This window comes from Sphingomonas sp. Leaf10 (assembly GCF_001421245.1).
Classification (GTDB): Bacteria; Pseudomonadota; Alphaproteobacteria; order Sphingomonadales; family Sphingomonadaceae; genus Sphingomonas.
The window spans coordinates 669,766-691,751 of record NZ_LMKE01000001.1 but is presented as its reverse complement, the minus strand read 5'-3'; the positions used below and the strand labels follow the sequence as shown (position 1 = coordinate 691,751).

General features: G+C 65.7%; 19 protein-coding genes and 1 tRNA gene. 15 read left to right on the top strand and 5 right to left on the bottom strand.

Translation table 11 applies throughout. From position 1 onward, the window contains the following. Window positions 1-124 precede the first annotated feature (124 nt). From ASE59_RS03240 to ASE59_RS03220, 5 genes are read left to right on the top strand one after another with little or no spacing between them, the layout of a single operon-like run. Window positions 125-2,431 carry a TonB-dependent receptor gene (locus ASE59_RS03240; protein WP_056451881.1) on the top strand — a complete coding sequence of 769 codons (2,307 nt, stop codon included), beginning with the start codon at window positions 125-127 and terminating at the stop codon, window positions 2,429-2,431. 3 nt (window positions 2,432-2,434) lie between these two features. After that, complete coding sequence (locus ASE59_RS03235) at window positions 2,435-3,733, top strand: spinster family MFS transporter (protein WP_056451879.1); 1,299 nt, start codon at window positions 2,435-2,437, stop codon at window positions 3,731-3,733. Beyond that, a complete protein-coding gene (locus tag ASE59_RS03230) occupies window positions 3,730-5,361 on the top strand; it encodes a carboxylesterase/lipase family protein (RefSeq protein WP_056451877.1) in 1,632 nt (543 codons plus the stop codon). The genes ASE59_RS03235 and ASE59_RS03230 overlap by 4 nt, the downstream gene beginning before the upstream one ends. After that, window positions 5,358-6,926 (top strand): AMP-binding protein, encoded by a 1,569-nt coding sequence (locus tag ASE59_RS03225; RefSeq protein WP_056451875.1) that lies wholly within the window; start codon window positions 5,358-5,360, stop codon window positions 6,924-6,926. The genes ASE59_RS03230 and ASE59_RS03225 overlap by 4 nt, the downstream gene beginning before the upstream one ends. Window positions 6,927-6,946: 20 nt before the next feature. Beyond that, window positions 6,947-7,849 (top strand): SDR family NAD(P)-dependent oxidoreductase, encoded by a 903-nt coding sequence (locus ASE59_RS03220; protein WP_056451873.1) that lies wholly within the window; start codon window positions 6,947-6,949, stop codon window positions 7,847-7,849. 116 nt (window positions 7,850-7,965) lie between these two features. Here ASE59_RS03220 and ASE59_RS03215 read toward each other — a convergent pair. Then, window positions 7,966-8,055: transfer RNA gene (locus tag ASE59_RS03215), tRNA-Ser, on the bottom strand. A gap of 115 nt (window positions 8,056-8,170) precedes the next feature. On the opposite strand from ASE59_RS03215, the gene ASE59_RS03210 reads away from it, so the two are divergent. The 10 genes from ASE59_RS03210 to mazG all read left to right on the top strand — a co-directional run bounded on the left by ASE59_RS03210 (window position 8,171) and on the right by mazG (window position 17,416). Further along, complete coding sequence (locus tag ASE59_RS03210) at window positions 8,171-9,193, top strand: lytic transglycosylase domain-containing protein (protein ID WP_056451872.1); 1,023 nt, start codon at window positions 8,171-8,173, stop codon at window positions 9,191-9,193. After that, the gene (locus ASE59_RS03205; RefSeq protein WP_056451870.1) at window positions 9,190-9,927 is read left to right on the top strand and encodes an SPOR domain-containing protein; all 738 of its coding nucleotides are present in this window, start codon (window positions 9,190-9,192) and stop codon (window positions 9,925-9,927) included. The genes ASE59_RS03210 and ASE59_RS03205 overlap by 4 nt, the downstream gene beginning before the upstream one ends. 17 nt (window positions 9,928-9,944) lie before the next feature. Continuing rightward, the gene (locus ASE59_RS03200) at window positions 9,945-11,111 is read left to right on the top strand and encodes a D-alanyl-D-alanine carboxypeptidase family protein (protein WP_056451868.1); all 1,167 of its coding nucleotides are present in this window, start codon (window positions 9,945-9,947) and stop codon (window positions 11,109-11,111) included. Further along, window positions 11,108-11,734: a dTMP kinase gene (gene tmk / locus ASE59_RS03195; protein ID WP_056451866.1), complete on the top strand. Its 627-nt coding sequence runs from the start codon at window positions 11,108-11,110 to the stop codon at window positions 11,732-11,734. Before ASE59_RS03200 ends, tmk begins: the two co-directional genes overlap by 4 nt. Further along, window positions 11,731-12,714, top strand: coding sequence for an AAA family ATPase (locus ASE59_RS03190; RefSeq protein WP_056451863.1), 984 nt, complete (start codon window positions 11,731-11,733; stop codon window positions 12,712-12,714). The genes tmk and ASE59_RS03190 overlap by 4 nt, the downstream gene beginning before the upstream one ends. 159 nt (window positions 12,715-12,873) lie before the next feature. After that, a complete protein-coding gene (gene metG, locus ASE59_RS03185; RefSeq protein ID WP_056451861.1) occupies window positions 12,874-14,421 on the top strand; it encodes a methionine--tRNA ligase in 1,548 nt (515 codons plus the stop codon). Then, window positions 14,418-15,197 carry a TatD family hydrolase gene (locus ASE59_RS03180; RefSeq protein WP_056451858.1) on the top strand — a complete coding sequence of 260 codons (780 nt, stop codon included), beginning with the start codon at window positions 14,418-14,420 and terminating at the stop codon, window positions 15,195-15,197. Before metG ends, ASE59_RS03180 begins: the two co-directional genes overlap by 4 nt. Further along, window positions 15,194-15,958, top strand: a complete 765-nt coding sequence (locus tag ASE59_RS03175) for an MBL fold metallo-hydrolase (RefSeq protein WP_056451856.1) — start codon at window positions 15,194-15,196, stop codon at window positions 15,956-15,958. The genes ASE59_RS03180 and ASE59_RS03175 overlap by 4 nt, the downstream gene beginning before the upstream one ends. Then, on the top strand, window positions 15,955-16,560 hold the full coding sequence (locus ASE59_RS20175) for a TIGR02281 family clan AA aspartic protease (protein ID WP_056451854.1): 606 nt from the start codon (window positions 15,955-15,957) through the stop codon (window positions 16,558-16,560). The genes ASE59_RS03175 and ASE59_RS20175 overlap by 4 nt, the downstream gene beginning before the upstream one ends. A gap of 43 nt (window positions 16,561-16,603) precedes the next feature. Further along, complete coding sequence (gene mazG, locus ASE59_RS03165) at window positions 16,604-17,416, top strand: nucleoside triphosphate pyrophosphohydrolase (RefSeq protein ID WP_082458046.1); 813 nt, start codon at window positions 16,604-16,606, stop codon at window positions 17,414-17,416. 54 nt (window positions 17,417-17,470) lie between these two features. Here the strand turns inward: mazG and hflX are convergent, their stop codons facing one another. The 4 genes from hflX to ASE59_RS19460 form a co-directional block, all read right to left on the bottom strand. After that, a complete protein-coding gene (gene hflX / locus ASE59_RS03160; RefSeq protein ID WP_056451850.1) occupies window positions 17,471-18,757 on the bottom strand; it encodes a GTPase HflX in 1,287 nt (428 codons plus the stop codon). Further along, window positions 18,754-19,275: an RNA chaperone Hfq gene (hfq, locus tag ASE59_RS03155; RefSeq protein WP_268795256.1), complete on the bottom strand. Its 522-nt coding sequence runs from the start codon at window positions 19,273-19,275 to the stop codon at window positions 18,754-18,756. Before hfq ends, hflX begins: the two co-directional genes overlap by 4 nt. 102 nt (window positions 19,276-19,377) lie before the next feature. Continuing rightward, window positions 19,378-20,760 (bottom strand): sigma-54-dependent transcriptional regulator, encoded by a 1,383-nt coding sequence (locus ASE59_RS03150; protein ID WP_056451847.1) that lies wholly within the window; start codon window positions 20,758-20,760, stop codon window positions 19,378-19,380. Next, window positions 20,757-21,986: sensor histidine kinase (locus ASE59_RS19460; protein ID WP_156359872.1), on the bottom strand; the 1,230-nt coding region annotated here is incomplete at its 5' end. The genes ASE59_RS03150 and ASE59_RS19460, both read right to left, overlap by 4 nt.

Genomic DNA, 21,986 nt, shown 5'->3' with positions numbered 1-21,986 from the left:
TATCCCGTCACGCCGTGATAATACTAACGGTCGCGATAGTGAATGTTGACTTTGCCGTGGGACCTGCGATGATTGGCTGATCGAGGACCGGTGCGAACAGCCGGCTTCGCTCAGGAGAGTGAGCATGCGGGTTGCCCTGTATGCGTCGGCATGTGCCGGCGCCCTTGCGGTTATGTCTGTGTCGTCGGCGTTTGCGCAGGAGGCGGCACCGCCGGCCGAGCAGACGTCCGACCAGTCGGGACAGGTCGCCCGCAGCGACCGTGCCGAAGCCGACGACCCCTCTGCCGAAATCGTCGTCACCGCGACCCGCCGCGAGGAACGCATCCAGGACGTGCCGATCAGCGTCACCGCGTTCCAGCAGGGCGAACTGACCCGCGAAGGCATCGTCGGCTTCGAAGGGATCGCGCGCGAGACGCCGGGCGTGGTGCTCAATCGCCCGACCCAGAATTTCAATAACTTCACCGTGCGCGGCATCGCCACCAACGGTTATGGCGCGAACCTGCAAAGCACGGTCGCGGTCTATATCGACGAACTGCCGGTCTCGACGATCGGCAACACCACCGTTGTCGACCCGAATCTGTTCGACGTCGAGCGCGTCGAATTCCTGCGCGGGCCGCAGGGGACGCTGTTCGGATCGGGATCGCTGTCGGGCGCGATGCGCATCCTGACCAAGAGCCCCGACCTGAACGACGTCCGGACCGCCGCCGTGGTCGATCTGGGTCTGACCGGCAAGGACAGCTTCCGCCAGCGCTACAACGCGATGGTCAACGTGCCGATCGTCGACGACAAGGTGGCGGTGCGTGCGGTCGGTTTCTATCGCAACGAGGAAGGCTATCTCGACAATGTCGGGACCGGCGTGAAGAATTCGAACACGCTGATCGATTATGGCGGCCGCGTGATCCTGTTGGCCAAGCCGACCAGCCGGCTGTCGGTGCGGCTCCTGGGGTCGTACGAGAATAGCGACCCCAAGGACTCGTCGCTGACCAGCCCGTCGCTGGGCCGCGAAAAGCGCGTATCGGACCAGCCTGATCGCTTCACCGGCAAGCAGACGATCCTGAACGCGACGATCGATTACGACTTCGATTTCGCACGGCTGACCAGCAGCAGCACCTATTCGGATTTCGACCAGCGCTTCTATGCCGATCTGGCCAATACCTTTGGCGGGGCGATCGCCTTCGGGCTGGACGCCGATGCGTTCGACAAGGTGTTCGTGCAGGAAACGCGCCTCGCCTCCACCTTCGACGGGCCGCTCCAGTTCGTGGTCGGCGGCTTCTATCTCGACCGGCGGCGCGACGTGGATTTCAAATATCGCTCATCGCTGCCATTCCTGCAGGCGCGCGGCATCACCGGGCTGCCCGACCAATATTATCAGAAGCAGTTCACCCACCAGTATAACCGCGAACTGGCCGGGTTCGGCGAGGTTACCTACCGCTTCTCGCCCAAATTCTGGCTGACCGGCGGCATGCGCTATGGCCGGATCACTGCACAGGCATTCACCGAAGCAGGCGGGTATAACAGCAATTATTTCGTCGCGGCGCTGACCGGGCGGCGTGGGCCGCTGACGCTGACCCCCTATGCCGCCGCCGAGGGGCGTGAGGCGCGCGGGTCGAAGCCGTCGTACAAGGCGAGCGCGAGCTTCAAGCCGGTCGAGCACATCACGACCTATGCGACGTTCGCGACCGGCTATCGCGGGCCGGTGGTCAATGCCTTTGCCGGCCGGGTCAGCACCGTCAATCCGTCCGATCTGGTGATCCCCGACGGGGCGTCGTCCGACGATCTGAAGAGCTATGAAGTTGGCGCCAAGGGGCGCTGGCTCGACGGGCGGGTGACGATCAACGCCGCCGCCTATGTCATCGACTGGAGCAACATCCAGGTACAGGCCAATCGCATCTCGGATTCGGTGCAGTTCGCGACCAATGTCGGCGCGGCGCGCAGCAAGGGGTTCGAGGTGGAGATGGCGGTGATCCCGACCACCGGCCTCGTGCTGGGCCTGAACGCCGCCTATAACGATGCGAAGATCACCGAACTGACCGCCGCCGAGGCCGCGATTTCGGGCGCGGTGCTCGGCCACCGGCTGTCGGCGCCGCGCTTGCAGGGTTCGTCGTCGATCACCTACGGCTTCGACCTGAAGCCTGACTGGAACGCCAACTTCGCGGTGAACGCACAATATGTCGGGTCGTATAACAGCTCGTTCCCCAACGTGCCGGGCAATCCGCGCGCACGCCTGCCGACCTTTGGCGAGACCGACGAATATGTGAATCTGAACGCCAGCGTCGGGCTGCGCCACGGCGACTGGTTTGGACAGCTATACGTCGAAAACCTGACCGACGACCATTCGGTGACCTACATCCACCCCGAAGCCTTTTTCGCCAGCCGGTTCGGGACGCTGCGTCCGCGAACGATCGGCATCCGTCTGGCCAAGGGGATCTGAGCCGTGGCGACGATCGCCCCGGTCGGTACCAGCCCCGCCCATCCGCCCGCGAGCCGCCGTGCGTGGTTCGTCCTTGCCATCCTGTGCTTCGTCTATGTGCTGAACTTCCTCGACCGGCAGTTGCTCGCGATCCTCGCCAAGCCGATCCGCGACGAACTGGGGCTGACCCATGGCCAGATCGGGCTGATCAGCGGTCTGTATTTCGCGCTGTTCTATTGCGTGTTGTCGGTACCGGTCGCGTGGTTCGCGGATCGCAGCAACCGGGTGCGGGTCGTCGCCTTCGCCTGCGGCTTGTGGAGCGCGGCCACCGCCGCTTGTGGTCTGGCCGGCAATTACGGGCAACTGGCCGGCGCACGGATGCTGGTCGGGGTCGGGGAGGCGGGCGGCGTGCCGCCCTCCTATGCGATCATCTCCGATTATTTCCGCCCCGGCACGCGCGGCACCGCGCTCGGCCTCTACAATCTGGGGCCGCCGATCGGCAACGCGCTGGGCGTGGCGTTCGGCGCGTCGATCGCCGCCGCCTATAGCTGGCGCGACGCGTTCATGGCGCTCGGCATCGTCGGTGTCGGCACTGCGATCCTCGTGTTCCTGACGGTGCGCGAGCCGAAGCGCGGCGGGCTGGACGTGGCGCCCGGCGTTTCCGCCGAGCGCGCACCGTTCTGGCCGACCTTCCGCATGTTCTTCACTCGCCGCGTCCTTTTGCTGACGGCGCTTGCGACCGGCGCCAACCAGTTCATCACCTATGCCGCCGCCAATTTCACCACCCTGTTCCTGATGGAGGAAAAGGGGATGACGCTGAACGAGGTCGCGATCTGGTATGCGTTGCTGGTGCTGGTATCGATGGGCGGCGGTATCTTCATCGCCGGGCGGATGGTCGATCGCCTCGTGCCGCGCGACCGGCGTGCCTATGCCTATATCCCCGCCGTCGCGCTGGTGGTTGCCGCACCGTTCTTCGCCGGGTTCATCGCCGCGCCGGGCTGGCAGTTGGCGATGGTCTTGCTGGTGCTGCCGATGGGGCTGAATTACTTCTACCTCTCGCCCGCCGTCGCGTTGGTGCAGGAAGCGGTGGCGCCCGCACAGCGGGTGATGGCCGGTGCGTTGCTGCTGCTGGTGATGAACCTGATCGGGCTGGGGCTAGGGCCGACCTATCTGGGTGCGGCAAGCGACTGGTTCGCGAGTGCCGGCCACGCCAAGCCGCTGCAAATGGCCTTCTACACGCTGCTGCCCTTCTATGCCGTCGCGGTGTTGCTGTTCCTGGCACTCGGCCGTGCGATCGCCAAGGAAGCCGGAGAAAAACAATGAAGCGCGCATTGGCGTTCAGCGCGGCATTGGCCGTGCTTACGGGGGGCGCGGCCCATGCGGCCCCCGGCCCCGTAGCGACGCTGCCGGTCGGCAAGGTCGAGGGTGTCCGGCTGGGCGAGACCGATGTGTTTCGGGGCATTTCGTTTGCGCAGGCACCGGTCGGCGATCTGCGCTGGAAACCGCCGGTCCCGGCCGCCGACTGGAACGACACCCGCAAGGCCACCGACTTCGCCGATGCCTGTGTCCAGCCGGCACCACGCATGGGCAGCATCTATGCCGACCCGCCGCGCCGGATGAGCGAGGATTGTCTCGCGCTCAACGTCTGGCGGCCGCGCAAGCCGGGCAATTATCCGGTGTTCGTCTGGGTACATGGCGGGTCGCTGATCGCCGGTTACGGCCATGAATCGATGTTCGACGGGCGACGGCTGGCCGAACAGGGGATGGTGGTCGTGTCGATCAACTATCGCCTCGGCGTGCTTGGTTACCTCGCGCATCCGGCATTGAGTGCCGAGAACGATCAGCGCATTTCGGGCAATTACGGGCTGATGGATCAGGTCGCGGCGCTGCGCTGGGTCCAGCGCAACATCGCCGGCTTCGGTGGCGATCCCCGCAACGTGACGCTGGCCGGGGAATCGGCAGGCGCGCTCAGCACCCTGTACCTGATGGCGTCTCCGCAAGCGCGTGGCCTGTTCCACAAGGCGATCGCGCAGAGCGCCTATATGATCTCGACGCCCGAACTGCGCACGACCGCCCATGGCACGCCGTCGGCGGAGGCGGAGGGCGTACGGGTTGCGGCGGCGGTCGGCGCAGGCGATGTGGCCGCGTTGCGCGCGATGCCGGCAGCGACGCTGGTGCAGAAGGCGGCGGCGTCGGGCTATATCCCTTGGGGTAGCGTCGACGGGGTGTGGCTGCGGCGGCAATTGGTCGACACGTTCGATCGGGGCGAGCAGGCGCGGGTGCCGGTCCTGACCGGGTTCAATGCCGGCGAGATCCGCTCGCTGCGCTTCCTGCTGCCGCCGGCTCCTGCCGATCGGGATGCCTATGTCGCGGCGATCCAGGCACGTTATGGCGACCTCGCCCCGACGTTCCTGAAACTCTACCCGGCCGAAGCGATGGCGGAGTCGATGCTCGCGACGACCCGCGACGCGATGTATGGCTGGACCTCGACCCGCCTCGCGCTGCGTCAGACGGCGGCGGGGCAGAATGTCTATCTCTATTATTTCGATCATGGCTATCCGGTGGCGGACGATAACGGGCTGCACGCCTTCCACGCCGCCGAAATCCCCTATGTCTTCGGCACCGCGCGCGACATGCCGCCGGGCTGGCCGAGCGTCCCCGACAGCCAGCGTGAACGGGCGCTGTCGGACGCGATGATCGGATATTGGGCTTCCTTCGCCAAGACCGGCGTACCACGTGCGCAGGGCGCGCCAGATTGGCCGGCCTATGGCGAGGGCGCGCATTACATGGCCTTTGCCGGCACGCCGCGACCGGGCGCCTATCTGCTGCCCAACATGTATGCGCTGCACGAAGCGGCGACCTGCCGCCGCCGCGCGGCGGGCGATCAGCCATGGAACTGGAATGTCGGCGTCGCATCGCCGGTGCTCGCCAAGGCGGGAGCGTGCCAATGAGCAGCGACGTAACCCCCGGCGCGATGCAGGATTTCGCGCTGACGCTCGACCGGTTCCTGACCCATGCCGGCAAATGGCATCCCGAGGCGCAAGTCGTCACCGCTATGACCGACGGCACGACGCAGCGGATCGGCTATGCCGCGCTGGAAGTACGGGCGCGGGCGATCTCGGCGGCGCTGCTCGCCCAAGGCATCGGCGTCGGCGATCATGTCGCGACGCTGGCATGGAACAGTCAGGCGCATGTCGAAACCTGGTATGCGATCATGGGCATCGGCGCGGCGTGCCATACGCTCAATCCCCGGCTGACGGCGGCGCAACTGGCCGACATGCTGGTGCAGTCGCGGGCAAAGATCGTGGTGATCAGTGCCGATCTGGTGCCGTTGGCGCGGGACGTGCTGGCGCTGCTCGATCGCCCGCCGTTGCTACTGGCGATCGACGGGGTCGCCGGAGTCGATGCGCTCGATACACTCGTCGAACCGGGTGCCCATGCGGCATGGGGTGGGTTCGACGAACGCACGCCGTCGGGGCTGTGCTTCACCTCGGGCACGACCGGGCGGCCCAAGGGCGTGACCTATACCCATCGCGCCTGCTTCCTGCACACGCTGCGCAGTCTGCAGGCGGATGTGATGGCGATCACCGCGAACGACCGGGTGCTGGCGGCAGTGCCGATGTTCCATGCCAATGCGTGGGGGCTGCCGTTCGCGGTGCCGGCGGTCGGGGCGACGCTGGTGCTGCCGGGGCGGGCGACCGATGGCGCGAGCCTCGCCCGGTTGATTCAAACCGAAGGCGTGACGATCGCGGTCGGGGTGCCGACAGTATGGCTGGGGCTGGTCGAGTATCTCGACCAGACCGGCGGTGAGGTACCGAGCCTGAAGCGGGTGATCGTCGGCGGCGCACCGATGCCGCCCGCGTTGATGGAAAGGTTGGAACGCAGGCTGGGCGTGACGGTACAGACCAGCTGGGGCATGACCGAGCTGTCGCCGGCCGGTACCTTTGCCCCGCCGGGCCTGACCGACCGACCGGCGGCGTCGTCGGGACGGCCCGCGATCGGCATCGACCTGTTGCTGACCGATGCCGATGGCACTGCACTGCCCGAACAGCGCGAGGTCGAGGGGCATTTGCGCGTGCGCGGGCCGGCGGTGGTCGAACGCTATTTCGGGCAGGCCGAACCGGCCACCGATGCGACGGGCTGGTTCACGACCGGCGATCTGGCGCGGATCGGCCGCGATGGCAGCCTGACCATCACCGGCCGTGCCAAGGACCTGATCAAGTCGGGCGGCGAATGGATCAACCCGGCGGAGATCGAGGGGGTGGTCGGCGCGCTGCCGCAGGTGTCGATGGCGGCGGTGATCGGGCGCACCGACATCAAATGGGGCGAGCGCCCGATTCTGGTCGTCGAACTGCGCGACGGCGAGGATATTCGCGACGAGGCGCTGTTGGCGGCGCTGCGTGGGCGGGTAGCACCGTGGTGGATTCCCGACGCCGTCGTGCGGTTGCCTGCCATGCCGCTGGCCGCGACGGGAAAGATCGACAAGCTGCGGCTGCGCGCCGAGCATGGACAATGAGTTTCAGGAGGGAAGAGCGAATGCAGCTACAGGATCGGGTCGCGATCGTTACCGGGGCCGGCGGCGGATTGGGACGCACCCACGCGCTGTTCCTTGCGCGGCAGGGTGCGCGGATCGTCGTCAACGACGTGTCGGCGGCGCAGGCGAATGCGGTCGCGCAGGAAATCCGCGATGCGGGCGGGGCGGCAATGGCGCTGCCCGGATCGGTCACCGACGAAGCCGCGATCGGCGAGGGCGTGGCGGCGGTGCTGTCGGAATGGGGGCGGGTCGATATCCTCATCAACAATGCCGGCATCCTGCGCGACAAGAGTTTTGCGAAGATGACGATGGCCGATTTTCGAGCGGTGGTTGACGTGCACCTGATGGGCGCCGCGATCTGTTCGCATGCGGTGTGGGAGCCGATGCGCGAACAGCGCCATGGCCGGATCGTCATGACGACCTCCTCATCGGGTCTCTACGGCAATTTCGGGCAGGCCAATTACGGCGCGGCGAAGATGGCGCTGGTCGGGCTGATGCAGACGCTGGCGATCGAGGGTGCGAAATACGGCATCCGCGTCAACGCGCTGGCCCCGACCGCCGCGACGCAGATGACGCATGGCGTGCTCCCCGACGACAGCCTGTCGCGGCTCGACCCGGCATTGGTCAGCAACGGGCTGCTGGCATTGGTTGGCGATGCGGCACCGACGCGCGCGATCCTGTGCGCGGGCGGCGGGCATTTTGCGGTGGCGAACGTCACGCTGACCGAAGGGGCCTATATCGGCGGCGGCGCGGATGCGGGTGAGCGATTGGTCGATCGCTGGGACGATGTTTCCGACAGGCGCGGCGAAGCGGTACCCGAATACGGATTTTTCCAGGCGGAGCGCGAGGTCATGAGCGCACGGAACGCAGCCCGGCCGGACGACGCGGTCAAGTCGGTTGCCTGAGGCGAAGCGCGTGAAGGACAAGTGGAAGAGGGCAGCCAACGCGGACGGCCTCAGCCGGATGGGAAAGGCTGAATTCCTAGACCGGCTCGTGGCCCTCAACGTCAACGCCTAGCCGGTGGCGGAAGAGGTGGGATTCGAACCCACGGAGAGCTTGCACCCTCGCCGGTTTTCAAGACCGGTTCCTTAAACCACTCGGACACTCTTCCTTGGCGTTCATTGCGCCTAATGCGGGTCGGCGTCGTTGTGCAAGCCTTTGTCGCAGGAGGGGGTTCATCCGCCCGGCGCCCTGTGCCACAAGATCGGCGTAGCGGAGGGCTGTGTATGCGTATTGCGAAGGCGGGGTTGGCGGCGCTCCTGACCCTGATGGCCGGCGGGTCGGCGGCGGCGCAGGATGCCGACGGGTTTCAATCCTATCTGCGCGAGGTCGCGGTCCGCGCCCGCGCGAAGGGCGTCCGGCAGGACACGATCGATTCCGTCCTGCCGACGCTGACCTACAACCCGCGCGTCGTCGAACTCGACCGGCAACAGCCCGGTTCGTCGTCGACGACCACCGTCTCGCGCTTCGCGCCGTACCGCATCCGCCATGTCGATGCCGCGCGGATCAATCGCGGCCGCACCGCCTATCAGGCGCAGCGCGGACGGCTGGCGGCGATCGAGCAGCAGACCGGCGTGCCCGAATCGGTCATGGTCGCGATCTGGGGGCATGAGACCAATTACGGCAGCTATACCGGCGATTTCGACCTGCCGCGTAGCCTCGCCACCCTCGCCTATGAAGGGCGCCGCCGCAGTCTGTTCGAACCCGAATTCATCGCCACGTTAAAGATGATCGACCGCGGCGTGCCGCGCGAACGACTGAAGGGTAGCTGGGCCGGCGCGTTCGGCTATCCGCAATTCCTGCCGTCAATCTATCTCCGCCTCGCGCGCGACGGGGACGGCGATGGCGTCGCCAATATCTGGTCGAACCCGGCCGATACGCTGGCGTCGATCGCCAATTATTTCGTCGATGCCGGCTGGCGCCCCGGCCAGCCCTGGGGCTTCGCGGTGCAGGTGCCCGCCGGCTTCGACCGCTCGATCCTGACCCCGCACAGCGTCTCGCCGCGCTGCCCGCGCGTCTTCGCCCGGCACAGCCAGTGGCGTTCGCTCGCCGAATGGCAGGCACTCGGCGTCGTTGCTAGTGACGGCCGCCGCCTCGACCCGACGATCCAGGCGACGCTGATCGAACCCGATGGTCCGGGCGAGACCGCCTATCTGCTCACCGGCAACTACCGGGTGATCCTCGACTATAACTGCTCGAATTTCTATGCGCTGTCGGTCGGACTGCTGGCGGACGCGGTCGCGCAATGAACGCGCTCGCGTTGCTGTTCATGCTCGGCGGCCAGATCGTGCCGCCCGATGCGCCGCCGGTCGTGCACGAACAATTGCTCGATGACGTGGGTGGCGCCGGGTTCTACGAAGCGCGCGGGGCGGGCATGACCGTCCGGCATCGCACGCTGCCGAGCGGCAGCTTTGCCGAAGTTACCGCACTCGACAGCGGCAAGATGGTCGTCCTGCTGGTCGAGCAGGACCCGTCGCTTTCGGGTGACGAGGTCGCCCTGCTGTCTGAATCCGCCGCGGAGGCCGTTGGCGTGCTCGATCAGATGGAGGCGAAGGTCCGCATCCGCCCCGCCGTGCCGTCGCCGGTCGAGCAGGCGGCGATCCGCGCCGGCAACGAAGTCACCCGCCTGCCGGCGCCGCCCGCGCTGCTCGCTGCGCTGAAGCGGCGGCTGCCATCGCCCCCGAAGCTGGCTACGATGCTTGTCGCCGCGACGACAATCACCGCGCCGAAACCGGTGTCCCGGCCGACGCCCCCGGTCGCCAGACCCGCCGCCACCGGCCGCTGGTTCGTACAGGTCGCCGCCCTGTCCGACGCCGCCCGCGCTGCAACCCTCGCAAAAACCGTCGATGGCGTTGTACGTTCGGCGGGCAGGCTGTACCGGGTGCAATCAGGCCCATTTACCACCCGAGCCGCCGCCGAAACCGCCCGTGCCGCCATCGCACGTCGCGGCTTCGCCGACGCCCGGATCATCGCCCAGGACTGAACGGAACCACGTGCCCCATGCGTAAGATCGCCCTTTCGAGCATCGCCGCCATCGCCATCGCCACCCCCGGCATCGCCGCCGCGCCGCCGTTCGACACGCCGGCCCCGGTCGCGTTCATGACCGACCTGTCGTCGGGCGCGACGCTGTATGCCAAGGACGCCGATCGCCGGATGCCGCCGGCATCGATGGCGAAGATGATGACCGCCTATGTCGCGTTCGACCTGATCAAGAAGGGCGATCTGAAGCTGAACGACATGGCGACCGTCTCGCCCGAAACGTGGCGCAAGTGGCACGGCCCGCAGGCGGGATCGACCATGTTCCTGTCGGTGAACGAGAATGTCAGCGTCGAAAACCTGCTCTACGGCATCATCGTCCTGTCGGGGAACGACGCCTGTGTCGTGCTCGCCGAAAAGATCGCCGGGTCGGAGGAAGCGTTCACCAATCTGATGAACCAGCGGGCCAAGGAACTGGGCCTGACCAACAGCCATTTCGGCACGTCGAACGGTTGGCCCGACGAAGGGCGCACCTATGTCACCGCGCGCGATCTGGGGAAGCTCGCCGCCGCGACGATCCAGAACCATCCGCAACTCTACAAGAAATTCTATTCCAAGACCGATTTCACCTGGGGCAAGACGTTGGGCGAGGGCGCCGCGATCACGCAGGCGAACCGCGATCCGCTGCTTGGTCGGGTGCGCGGCGCCGATGGTCTGAAGACCGGCCATACCGAGGAAGCCGGTTACGGCTTCACCGGATCGGCCGAACAGGATGGCCGCCGTTTGGTCATGGTGCTCGCCGGCCTGACCAGCTCGAACCAGCGCATCGCCGAATCGGTCAAGTTCATGAACTGGGGCTTCGGCGCATGGCGCGCGCGCCCGATCGTGGCGGCAGGCAAGAAGGTCGAGACTGCCGAGGTGCAAATGGGAGATTCCTCGACCGTCGGCCTCGTCGCGCCCAAGGCGCTGACGGTGACGATGCCCGCCGGCACCAACAGCCCGATCACCGCCAAGGTCGTCTATACCGGCCCGATCAAGGCACCGATCGCCAAGGGCCAGCATATCGCCGATCTGGTGATCTCCTCGCCCGACACCGGGGAACAGCGTATGCCGCTGGTCGCCGAAAAGGACGTGGCCGAGGCCGGCTTCTTCGGTCGCGTCTGGGCAAGCCTGACCTCGCTGTTCGCTTGAGCGCCGGGCGGTTCCTGACGCTGGAGGGCGGGGAAGGGGTCGGTAAATCGACCCAGGCCCGCGCGTTGGTTGCCGCGCTTGAGGCGCGCGGCATCCACGCCGTGCTGACCCGCGAACCCGGCGGCAGCGAAGGGGCGGAGGCGATCCGCGACCTGCTGATGCAGGGCGAGGTCCGCCGCTGGAGCGCGCATAGCGAGGCATTGCTGTTCGCCGCCGCCCGCGCCGATCATGTCGAAAAGCATATCAACCCGCTGGTCGCGGCGGGCAGCTGGGTCATCTGCGACCGCTTCATCGACAGCACCCGCGCCTATCAGGGGGCGCAGGGGATCGACGATGCCGCGATCCTCGCGCTCCACGCCTTCGGTTCGCGCGGGCTACTGCCCGACCGCACGCTGCTGCTGACGCTGCCCGATGGGGAAGGGGACGCGCGTGCCCGCGCCCGTGATGGCGAGGCGGCGGACCGGTTCGCGGCGCGCGGCGACGATTTCCATCGCTCGGTCGCCGCCACCTTCGACCGGATTGCAGCGACGGAAGGCGACCGGGTGCGCCGCGTCGATGCGTCGGGAGAGGTATCGGCGGTGACCGCGCGTCTGATCGAAGCGATCGCCGACCTGCTGCCATGACCCTGGTCGGCAATGATGCCGCACGGCAGGCGTTCGTCGCCGCCGCCGAAGGGGAATCGCTGCACCATGCATGGCTGCTCAGCGGCCCGGAAGGGGTCGGCAAGGGCAGCTTCGCGCGCGAGATGGCGTTGCGCCTGCTTGCGACCGCACTTGACGGGCGCAGCCGGATGCGGGGCGAGATCGGCGACGACCACCGCCTCGCCACGCTGATCGCCGCCGGCGCCCATCCCGATTACCGCGATCTCGTCCGCCTGCCCAAAGATCCCGACAAGCCCGATCAGGATATTGCCCGCAGTATCAAGATCGATCAGGTCCGCATGCTGCAACCGCTGTTCGCGACCAAGCCTGCGCTGTCGTCGCGGCGGGTGATCGTCATCGACGCGATCGACGACCTCGAACGGCCGGGTGCCAACGCGCTGTTGAAGAATTTGGAAGAACCGCCGGTCGGCACGATCTTCCTGCTGGTCAGCCATTCGCCGGGACGGTTGCTGCCGACGATCCGCTCGCGCTGTCGTCAGTTGCGCTTCGAACCGCTGACCGGCGATCAGGTCGCGGCGGTCGTCACTACGCAACTGCCCGAAACCGAACCGGCGGAGGTAGCCGCACTCGTCGCCGCCGCCGATGGCTCCCCCGGCCGCGCGCTCGCCTATGCCGGGCTGTCCGTGGCGGCGCTCGACCGCGATCTGGCCGAAATCGCCGAAACCGGCGACCCCGACAACCGCATCCGCTCCCGCCTCGCCAAGTCGCTCGCCGGCAAGACCGCCCAGCCACGCTATGCCGTATTTCTCGACCGCGCGCCCGCGCTGATCGCGGCGACCGCGCGGACCCGGACTGGCCCAGCCCTGCGCGATGCGCTCGATGCCTATGACAAGGCGCGCGCGCTCGCGTCGATGGCACCAGCCTTGTCGCTGGTGGCGGAGACGACGGTGTTCGAAATGGCGGGGCTGGTTGCGCGCCTTGCTCTGGCTTCCACACGATAAACGATGCTTCTCCCCTCCCTGGAAGGGAGGGGTCGGGGGTGGGTAGGCCTGTGATCGAGCGCGACCTCCCCTCGCAACCCGACCCACCGCTTCGTCAGGCGGCACGAACCCTACCGTCCACCTTGTTCTACCCCCATTTGAACCCTAGAGCCTCGGACCATGTCCGATCCTTTCTACATCACCACCGCGATCCATTATCCCAACGGCCGGCCGCATATCGGCCACGCCTATGAAATGATCGCCGCCGACGCGATCGCCCGCTTCCAGCGGCAGGCCGGGCGCGACGTGTTCTTTCAGACCGGCACCGACGAACACGGCCTGAAAATGGTCAAGACCGCCCGCGACCGGGGTGTCGAGGTCCGCGCGCTGGCCGATGAAATGTCGGGCTATTTCCATGACATGGCCGGCGAACTGAACATCTCGTACGACCGTTTCATCCGCACCGTCGAACCGCAGCATTATGCCGCGTCGCAGGCGATCTGGATCGCGATGCGCGATGCCGGCGACCTGTATCTCGACCGGTATGAAGGCTGGTATTCGGTCCGCGACGAAGCCTTTTACGAGGAAAAGGAACTGACCGACGGGGAGGGCGGGGTCCGTCTGTCACCGCAGGGAACGCCGGTCGAATGGACCGCCGAGGAGACGTGGTTCTTCCGCCTGTCGAAATATCAGCAGCCCTTGCTCGACTTCTACGCCGCCAATCCCGACTTCATCCAGCCCGAAAGCCGCCGCAACGAAGTGCTGCGCTTCGTCGAGGGCGGGCTGACCGACCTGTCGGTGTCGCGCACCAGCTTCGACTGGGGCGTGCCGGTGCCCGACAGCCCCGGCCACGTCATGTATGTCTGGGTCGACGCGCTCACCAACTATCTGACCGGTGCCGGCTATCCGGAAGCCCCGAACCGCTACTGGCCGGCGGCGCTGCATCTGATCGGCAAGGATATCGTCCGCTTTCACGCGGTCTATTGGCCCGCCTTCCTGATGTCGGCGAAGTTGCCACTGCCCAAAACGGTGTTCGGTCACGGCTTCCTGCTCAACCGCGGCGAGAAAATGTCGAAGTCGACCGGGAACGTGGTCGATCCGATGGCGCTCGCCGGCCTCTACGGCGTCGACCAGTTGCGCTACTTCCTGCTGCGCGATGTCAGCTTCGGTCAGGATGGCACCTTCTCCGACGAAGCGATCGTGACCCGTGCCAACAGCGACCTCGCCAACAGCTTCGGCAACCTGGCGCAGCGAACCCTTTCATTTATCGCCAAGAATTTGGAAGGGGCACTCCCCGAACCCGGCCGCAGCGACCCCGCCGACGCCGACCTGCTGGCCCAGATCGCCGAGGCAACCCATGCCTTCCGTGGCAACTTCGCCAACTTCCAACTAAGTCAGGCACTTGAGGCTTGGATGCGCGGCGTGTTCGCCTGCAACCAGTATATCGACGTGCAGGCACCGTGGGCGTTGCGCAAGACCGACCCCGAACGGATGCACGCCGTTCTCGGCACGCTGGTACGCGCGATCCGCGACCTCGCCATCACGATCGTGCCCGTCGTCCCGACCGCCGCCAACACCTTGCTCGACCTGCTGGGTCAGGCCGGGCAGGGCCATGATGCGCTAGGTGATCACCGCTGGTACGACGAAGCACGCGCTGCGGGCTTCCGCATCGCCCCGCCGACCCCCATCTTTCCCCGACTGACGATCGCGGAGACCGAACCGGCATGAAACTGGCCGACAGCCACTGCCACCTGAACTACAAGGGCGTGGCCGAGCATCAGCGCGAAATCCTGACCCGCGCCCGCGATACCGGCGTCGTGGCGATGCTCAATATCTCGACCCGCGAAAGCGAGTGGGATGCGGTGATCGCCACCGCCGAGCGCGAGGCGGATGTCTGGGCGACCGTAGGTATCCACCCGCACGAAGCCGATCAGCATCCCGATGTCGATACGGCGTGTCTGGTGGCGGCGGCGGCGCATCCAAAAGTCGTCGGCATCGGCGAAAGCGGCCTCGATTATTATTACGACCATAGCGATCGTGGCGCGCAACAAGCGAGCTTCCGGTCGCACCTGGCGGCCTGTCGCGAAACCGGGCTGCCGATCGTGGTCCATACCCGCGACGCCGAGGACGATACCGCCGCGATCCTGCGCGACGAGCTGGGGAAGGGGGGCTTTCCCGGTGTTCTGCACTGCTTCACCGGATCGGCCGACCTCGCCCGGATCGCGCTCGATCTCGGCTTCTATATTTCGATTTCCGGCATCGTGACCTTCAAGAGCGCGCAAGCGTTGCAGGCCGTTGCGAAGGATTTGCCGCAGGACCGGCTGCTGATCGAAACCGACGCGCCGTTCCTCGCACCGGTGCCGCATCGGGGGAAACAGGGAGAGCCAGCCTTCGTCGCCGATACCTGCCGGTTCCTTGCGCAATTGCGCGGCGAGGAACCCGAAGCGCTGGCCGATGCGACCCACGCCAATTTCCATACGCTGTTCGCAAAGACGCTGGCGTGAAGATCCGGATCCTTGGCTCGGGCACATCGTCCGGTGTGCCGCGGATCGGAAACGATTGGGGTGCCTGCGATCCCGCTGAACCGCGCAACCGCCGCACGCGCGTGTCGGCGCTGGTCGAACATGACGGCACGCGCATCCTGATCGACACCGGTCCGGACATGCGCGAACAATTGCTGGCGGCGGACGTCGCGACGGTCGACGCGGTGCTATGGACGCACGATCACGCCGATCACTGCCATGGTATCGACGATTTGCGCCAGCTTTTCCATAATCAGGGAGCGACCGTTCGCGGCTATGCCCGGGCCGAGACGCTGGCGAGCCTGAAGGCGCGGTTCGACTATGTCTTTGCTGGACGACAGGGGTATCGCCCGACTGTCAGTGCCGATGTACTGCCCGATCGGATGATGATCGGCCCGATCGCGATCGGCTGCACCGATCAGCCGCATGGGTCGATCTTTTCGGCCGGGTTGCGGTTCGATGTCGATGGCGCGGCGATCGGCTATGCCACCGACTTCAGCATGGTAACGTCGGCGATGGTCGAACTATACCATGGGGTCGACGTCCTGGTCGTCGATGCTCTCCGTATCGCGCCGCACCCGACCCATCCGTCGCTCGATGAGGCATTGGCCTTTGCGCGGCAATGCGAGGCAAAACGAACGGTGCTGATCCACATGGACCATTCGATGGACTACGCGACGCTGGTGAAGCGCCTGCCGGACGGGGTCCAGCCGGGTTATGACGGCCTGGAGTTGACGCTGTGACTGACGATCGCGGCATCTATATTCTGCTCGGCCTGCTGGCTCTGACGCTGCCATTGTCGTCGCTGCTCGCGCGGCGGCCGCCTGTGCGTGCCGTTCTGCGCGCCGTGATCGCCTGGGTCTGCATTGCCGCGATCCTGTATCTCGTCTTCAGCAATCGCGCCCGTCTGGCGGAGGTCGGCACCGATCTCGGCAACAGGCTCGGCCTGACGGAACAAATGGTCGAAGGCGATACCGTGCGCATCCGCCAATCCCCCGACGGTCACTTCTACGCTACCGTTCGACTGAACGGTGTCGAGCGGCGGATGTTGATCGACAGCGGTGCAACGACAACTGCAATTTCCGAAGCAACGGCAAAAGCCATCGGCGTCGTGCCACGACGGTTACCGCCGGTCGTCATCACCACGGCGAACGGTATGGTCGAGGCTGCGCGAGGTCGGATCGAGACGGTCCGGATAGGATCGCTGGAAACGCGCGACCTGCCGGTGGTGGTGTCACCGGCATTCGGTAACCTCGATGTGATTGGAATGAACTTCCTGTCACGTCTGGGAAGTTGGCGGGTCGAACGCGGTACGTTAATACTTGAAACGGCTTATTTAACATAATGTTTATTATCGGTGCGACAGTTAGCTGGCTTTGGAGGTAGGTATGGAACCGTTCGACGTCGCTCTCTTGCAAAAGCCGTTCGAAAATGTCGCGCCTGCTACCGACACTCCATCCACGGATACTGTTGGACGGATCGTAGAGATCATGGCACTGTTGCGTGATCCGGAGCGTGGTTGCGAATGGGATTGCGCGCAGACATTCTCCACCATTGCGCCGTATACGATCGAAGAAGCCTATGAAGTGGCCGATGCGATCGAGCGCGGCGATCTCGACGATCTCAAGGACGAATTGGGCGACCTGCTCCTGCAAGTCGTGTTCCATAGCCGCATTGCCGAAGAGGCCGGCCAGTTCGCACTGCGCGATGTCGTCGATGCGATCAGCGACAAGATGGAACGACGGCATCCGCATATCTTTGGTGAAAGCGAAACGGGTGGTCATCATCTTTGGGAACAGGTCAAGGCCGCCGAACGCCGCCAGAAACCGGGACAGACCGGCGCGCTGGCCGGTGTCGCCTTGGGGCTGCCGGCACTGACTCGCGCCGAAAAGCTGCAAAAGCGCGCTGCCCGAGTAGGGTTCGATTGGCCCGATGCGAACGGTCCACGTGCGAAGATCGACGAGGAACTGCTGGAAGTCGAACGGGCGCCTACCAACGATGCCCGTTTTGAGGAAATGGGCGACCTCCTCTTCTCGGTCGTCAACTTGGCACGGCATATGGGCGTAGATGCCGAAGCCGCACTACGTGCCGCCAATAAAAAGTTCGAACGTCGCTTCAAAGCGATGGAGGCTGAAGATGCCGGTTTTGCCGACCGCACGCTCGCGGAACAGGAAGCGGCGTGGCAACGCGCGAAGGCCTGATCCAACGGTATTCAACAGATGTCGCTGACCTTGGTTAACGACACCTGTTGCTGATCAGCGGGTCAGGAACCGGTCGTAATCGGCCGGCGCCATGCGGACATCGTACAAGGCGCGATCGTTATCGATCCAATGGTCGGTGACCTCGCCATGCGCATGCAGCCATGCGGCACTGGCGCCGTCTTCGGGAGCCAGCGCGATGCGATAGCGGCGATGCCCTTGCGTCAGTCGGTCGCCCACGGTGCGGACGAGGCGATCGACCCCCTCCCCGGTCAGTGCCGACAAAATGACGACGTCCTCCCGGTGCGACGCTTCGCCGAGCATTTCGGTGCGATCTTCGTCACTAAGCAGGTCGAGCTTGTTCCATGCTTCGATACGGGGCGTGGTTTCGTCGACGCCGATTTCGGCCAGTACGAATTCTACGTCTGCGGCTTGTGCTTCGGAATCGGGATGTGCAACGTCGCGGACGTGGATCAGCAGATCGGCGGACACGACCTCTTCCAGAGTCGCTTTGAACGCGGCGACCAACTGGGTCGGGAGGTCCGAAACGAAGCCTACCGTGTCCGACAGGATCGCCTTGTCGATGCCGGGCAGCGAGACCTGTCGCAACGTCGGGTCGAGCGTCGCGAACAGCAGGTTCTCCGCCATGACGTCCGCACCGGTCAACCGGTTGAACAGCGTCGATTTGCCGGCATTGGTATAGCCAACCAGCGCGACGACCGGCCAAGGCGCGCGCTGTCGCCGGTCGCGGTGGAGCGTCCGGGTGCGTGATACGCCCTCCAACTCGCGCCGCAGCCGTGCCATGCGATCGCGTATCAGGCGACGGTCGGCCTCGATCTGGGTTTCGCCGGGACCGCCGAGAAAGCCGAACCCGCCACGCTGACGTTCGAGGTGGGTCCAACTCCGCACCAGTCGGCCAGCCTGGTAATCGAGATGCGCAAGTTCGACCTGCAACCGCCCCTCGGCAGTACGAGCGCGTTCGCCGAAGATTTCGAGGATCAGCCCCGTGCGATCGATGACCTTGCAGCCGAGCGCGGTTTCGAGGTTGCGCTGCTGCACCGGGGTCAACGCCGCATCGAACACCGCCAACTGGATGTCCTCGTCGCGGACGATGGCCGCCAACTGATCAACCTGCCCACTGCCCAGCAGCGTCGCCGGCTTCGGCGCGCGTACCCGGAACGGCACGCGGTGGCGAACCTCGACCCCGATGGCGAGCGCCAGCCCGGCGGTTTCCTCCAACCGGGCGTCGGCATCGCGTGCCGAACCACCCATGTCGGGCAGGACGACGATCGCCGTTGCGCCGCGCGTAAATTCCTGCACGTCGCGATCGAAACCGGTGCTCAAGCTTCGTCCGCTCCCGACGCCTGTTCCTCGGCAAGGTTCAGCGGGTTGGCCGGCTGAATGGTCGACACGGCATGCTTGTAGACCAGCTGCGACATGCCTTCGCGCTGGAGCAGCATGCAGAACAGGTCGAACGCGGCAATCTGTCCCTGCAGCATCACGCCGTTCACCAGGAACATGGTGACATTTTCCTGCGCCTTGCGGACCGCGTTCAGGAAGATTTCCTGCAGCGGCGCATTCTTCGACGTGTTTTCGGAAGCAGCCTCGATCACCGACGACAGGTCCGCAGGACCGGCGGGCATGATGGTGGATATGGCGTGTTTATAGATGAGTTGCGACTGTCCGTCGCGGCGCAGCAACACCGAGAAGTTGTCGAACCACGTCACAATGCCCTGGAGCTTGACGCCCTTGACGAGAAACATGGTGACCGGCGTCTTCGACCGGCGGAGCGAGTTGAGAAACAGGTCCTGAAGCGACCCGTGCCTATCGGCCATGGTTTGCCCTTGTTCTTGGCGGAGAATTTCCCGCGTGAGTGTCTTTGACCGGCACCCGGTTGCCGTGCCACGGCGGCACGGACCGATAATCTAGGTCGCATGTGCCGCGCCCGCAATGGTCCGTTCCGGCTATTCGTCGCCGCGTGTCTCGGTAATCCCCAGCAGCTTGAGTTTGCGGTGCAGCGCAGACCGCTCCATGCCGATAAAGGTCGCGGTGCGCGAGATATTGCCCGAAAAACGCCGGATCTGCACGCGCAGATACTCCCGTTCGAACGACTCACGCGCCTCGCGCAGCGGTGACCCCATGATTGCGCTGGTGGTGGCGCCGCCCCCCCCCTCACCCGCCGAACCCAAGACTTCGGGCGGCAACAGGTCGATATCGATTCGGGCGATGCGATTGCCCGGCGCGAGGATCACGGTGCGTTCGACGACGTTGCGCAACTGGCGGACATTGCCTGGCCATTCATAGCTTTGCAGCGCGATCATCGCGTCGGCGGCCACCTCCGGCGTCGGCACGCGACGTTCGTTGGCATAATGCGCCACGAAATGTTCGACCAGCGGCGGAATATCCTCGCGCCGTTCGGCAAGCGACGGGATCTGTACCGGCACGACGTTCAACCGGTAATAAAGGTCTTCGCGGAAATTGCCGTCGAGGATTTCCTGTTGCAGATCGCGCGCGGTCGCCGAAACGACGCGAACGTCGACCTTCACCACCCGCGTGCCGCCGACCCGCGTAAAGCTTTGATCGGTCAGCACGCGCAGGATGCGGGCCTGCGTCGCGATCGGCATGTCCGCGATTTCGTCGAGGAACAGCGTGCCACCATGCGCCTGTTCGAGCAGGCCGGGGCGGACGAGATTGCCGCTCTCCTCTACGCCGAACAGTTCCTCATCGACACGCTCGGGCGTCATCCGCGCCGCGCTGACGATGACGAACGGGGCCTGCGTGCGCTGACTCCATCCGTGCAGCAAGCGCGCGGCGACCTCCTTGCCGACCCCTGCCCCGCCGGTGATCAGCACGCGGCTGCCAGTGCCGGCGACGCGCTTCAGCGTCGCGCGGACGCTGTTGATCGCGGTAGAACTGCCGGTCAGGTCGTCCTCGCGCCCCGCCGAGGCGCGCAGCGATGCGACTTCGCGACGCAGCCGTTCGGTCTCGGTCGCGCGCTGGACCAGGAACAGCAGCCGTTCGGCCTCGAACGGCTTTTCTATGAAGTCGACAGCGCCGCGACGGATGGCGGCGACGGCGGTGTCGATATTGCCATGGCCGGAAATGACCAGCACCGGCAACGACGGATCGCGCGCTTTCAGTTCGTCGAGCAGATCGAGGCCGTCGAGGCGCGACCCTTGCAACCACACGTCGAGCAGCACCAGCGACGGGCGACGCTGCGCCACCGCCTCCAGCGCGGCATCGCTGTCGGCGGCACCGCGCGTTTCATAGCCTTCGTCCTCAAGGACGCCGGCGACCAGTTCACGGATATCGGTTTCGTCGTCGACGACGAGAATGTCGAGCTTCATGCGGGTGTTCCGGTCCGGGTAAGCATGGGATGGCGCGTCGTAACCTCCTGTAGGGCGTCGTCGTCCGACGTTCCCGAGCCGGCCAGTGCGGCAAGGATCGAAGGGTCGAAGAGGATCGATACGATCGTCCCTCCACCGGGACGGTCGGCGAACGATATGGTTCCGAAATGTTCCTCGACGATCTTGCGAACGATGGCGAGGCCGAGCCCGGTGCCGCCCTTTCGCGTCGTCATATAGGGTTCGGCGATGCGGTCGCGTTCGACCGGCAGGCCGATGCCGTTATCGCTGGTGTCGATGTGCATCCGCCCCTGCGCATCGTAGCGCACGTCGATCTCGATCCGGCCGCGCTCGGCGCCTTCGGGGCGGGCGGCAACGGCTTCGGTGGCGTTCTTGACGATGTTCGTCAGCGCCTGGCCCAGTTGCCGGCGATCGCAGACCAGCGGCGCGGGGCCGGCGGTTTCGAGGACGAAGTCGATCTCGGGATGCGCGACCTCGTGCAGGAACAGGCTCTGCCGGGCCAGTTCGGCGAGCGATTCGTGGCGGAACACCGGCTTCGGCATCCGCGCGAACGATGAGAATTCGTCGACCATCCGCCGCAGATCGCCAACCTGCCGCACGATCGTTTCGGTCAGTCGCCCGAAGGTGCCGTCGTCCTCGGTCAGCTTGCTGCCATAACGGCGTTGCAGGCGTTCGGCCGCCAATTGGATCGGGGTCAGCGGATTCTTGATCTCATGTGCGATACGGCGTGCGACGTCGGACCATGCGGCGCGGCGCTGGTCGAGCAGTTGCTGGGTAATGTCGTCGAAGGTCAGGATATGCTGACCATCGTCGCGCGTGATACGCACCGCCAGCGTCTTGGCCTCGCCCCCGGCCGCGAGCTGAATGATCGCGTCCTGCGTCTCGCCGCCGATCAGCGCGTCGAGTTCCGGCGCGACCTCGGCCAGCGGACGGCCGACCAGCGACGTCGATCCGGTGCGGAGCAAGGCGGTTGCCGAGCTGTTGGCGAGGCGGATCACACGGTCGGACCCGACCGACATGACGCCCGCGCTGACGCCGGACATGACCGCCTCGATCAGTGCGCGGCGGCTGTCGATCTGTGCGTTGGCCGCGACCAGTTCGCCGGTTTGTTCCTGCAACCGTTCGGTCATGCTGTTGAACGCGCTGGCGAGCGTGCCGATTTCGTCCTTGGTCCGGTTATGGGTCGGTTCGGGCACGCGCGCCGACAG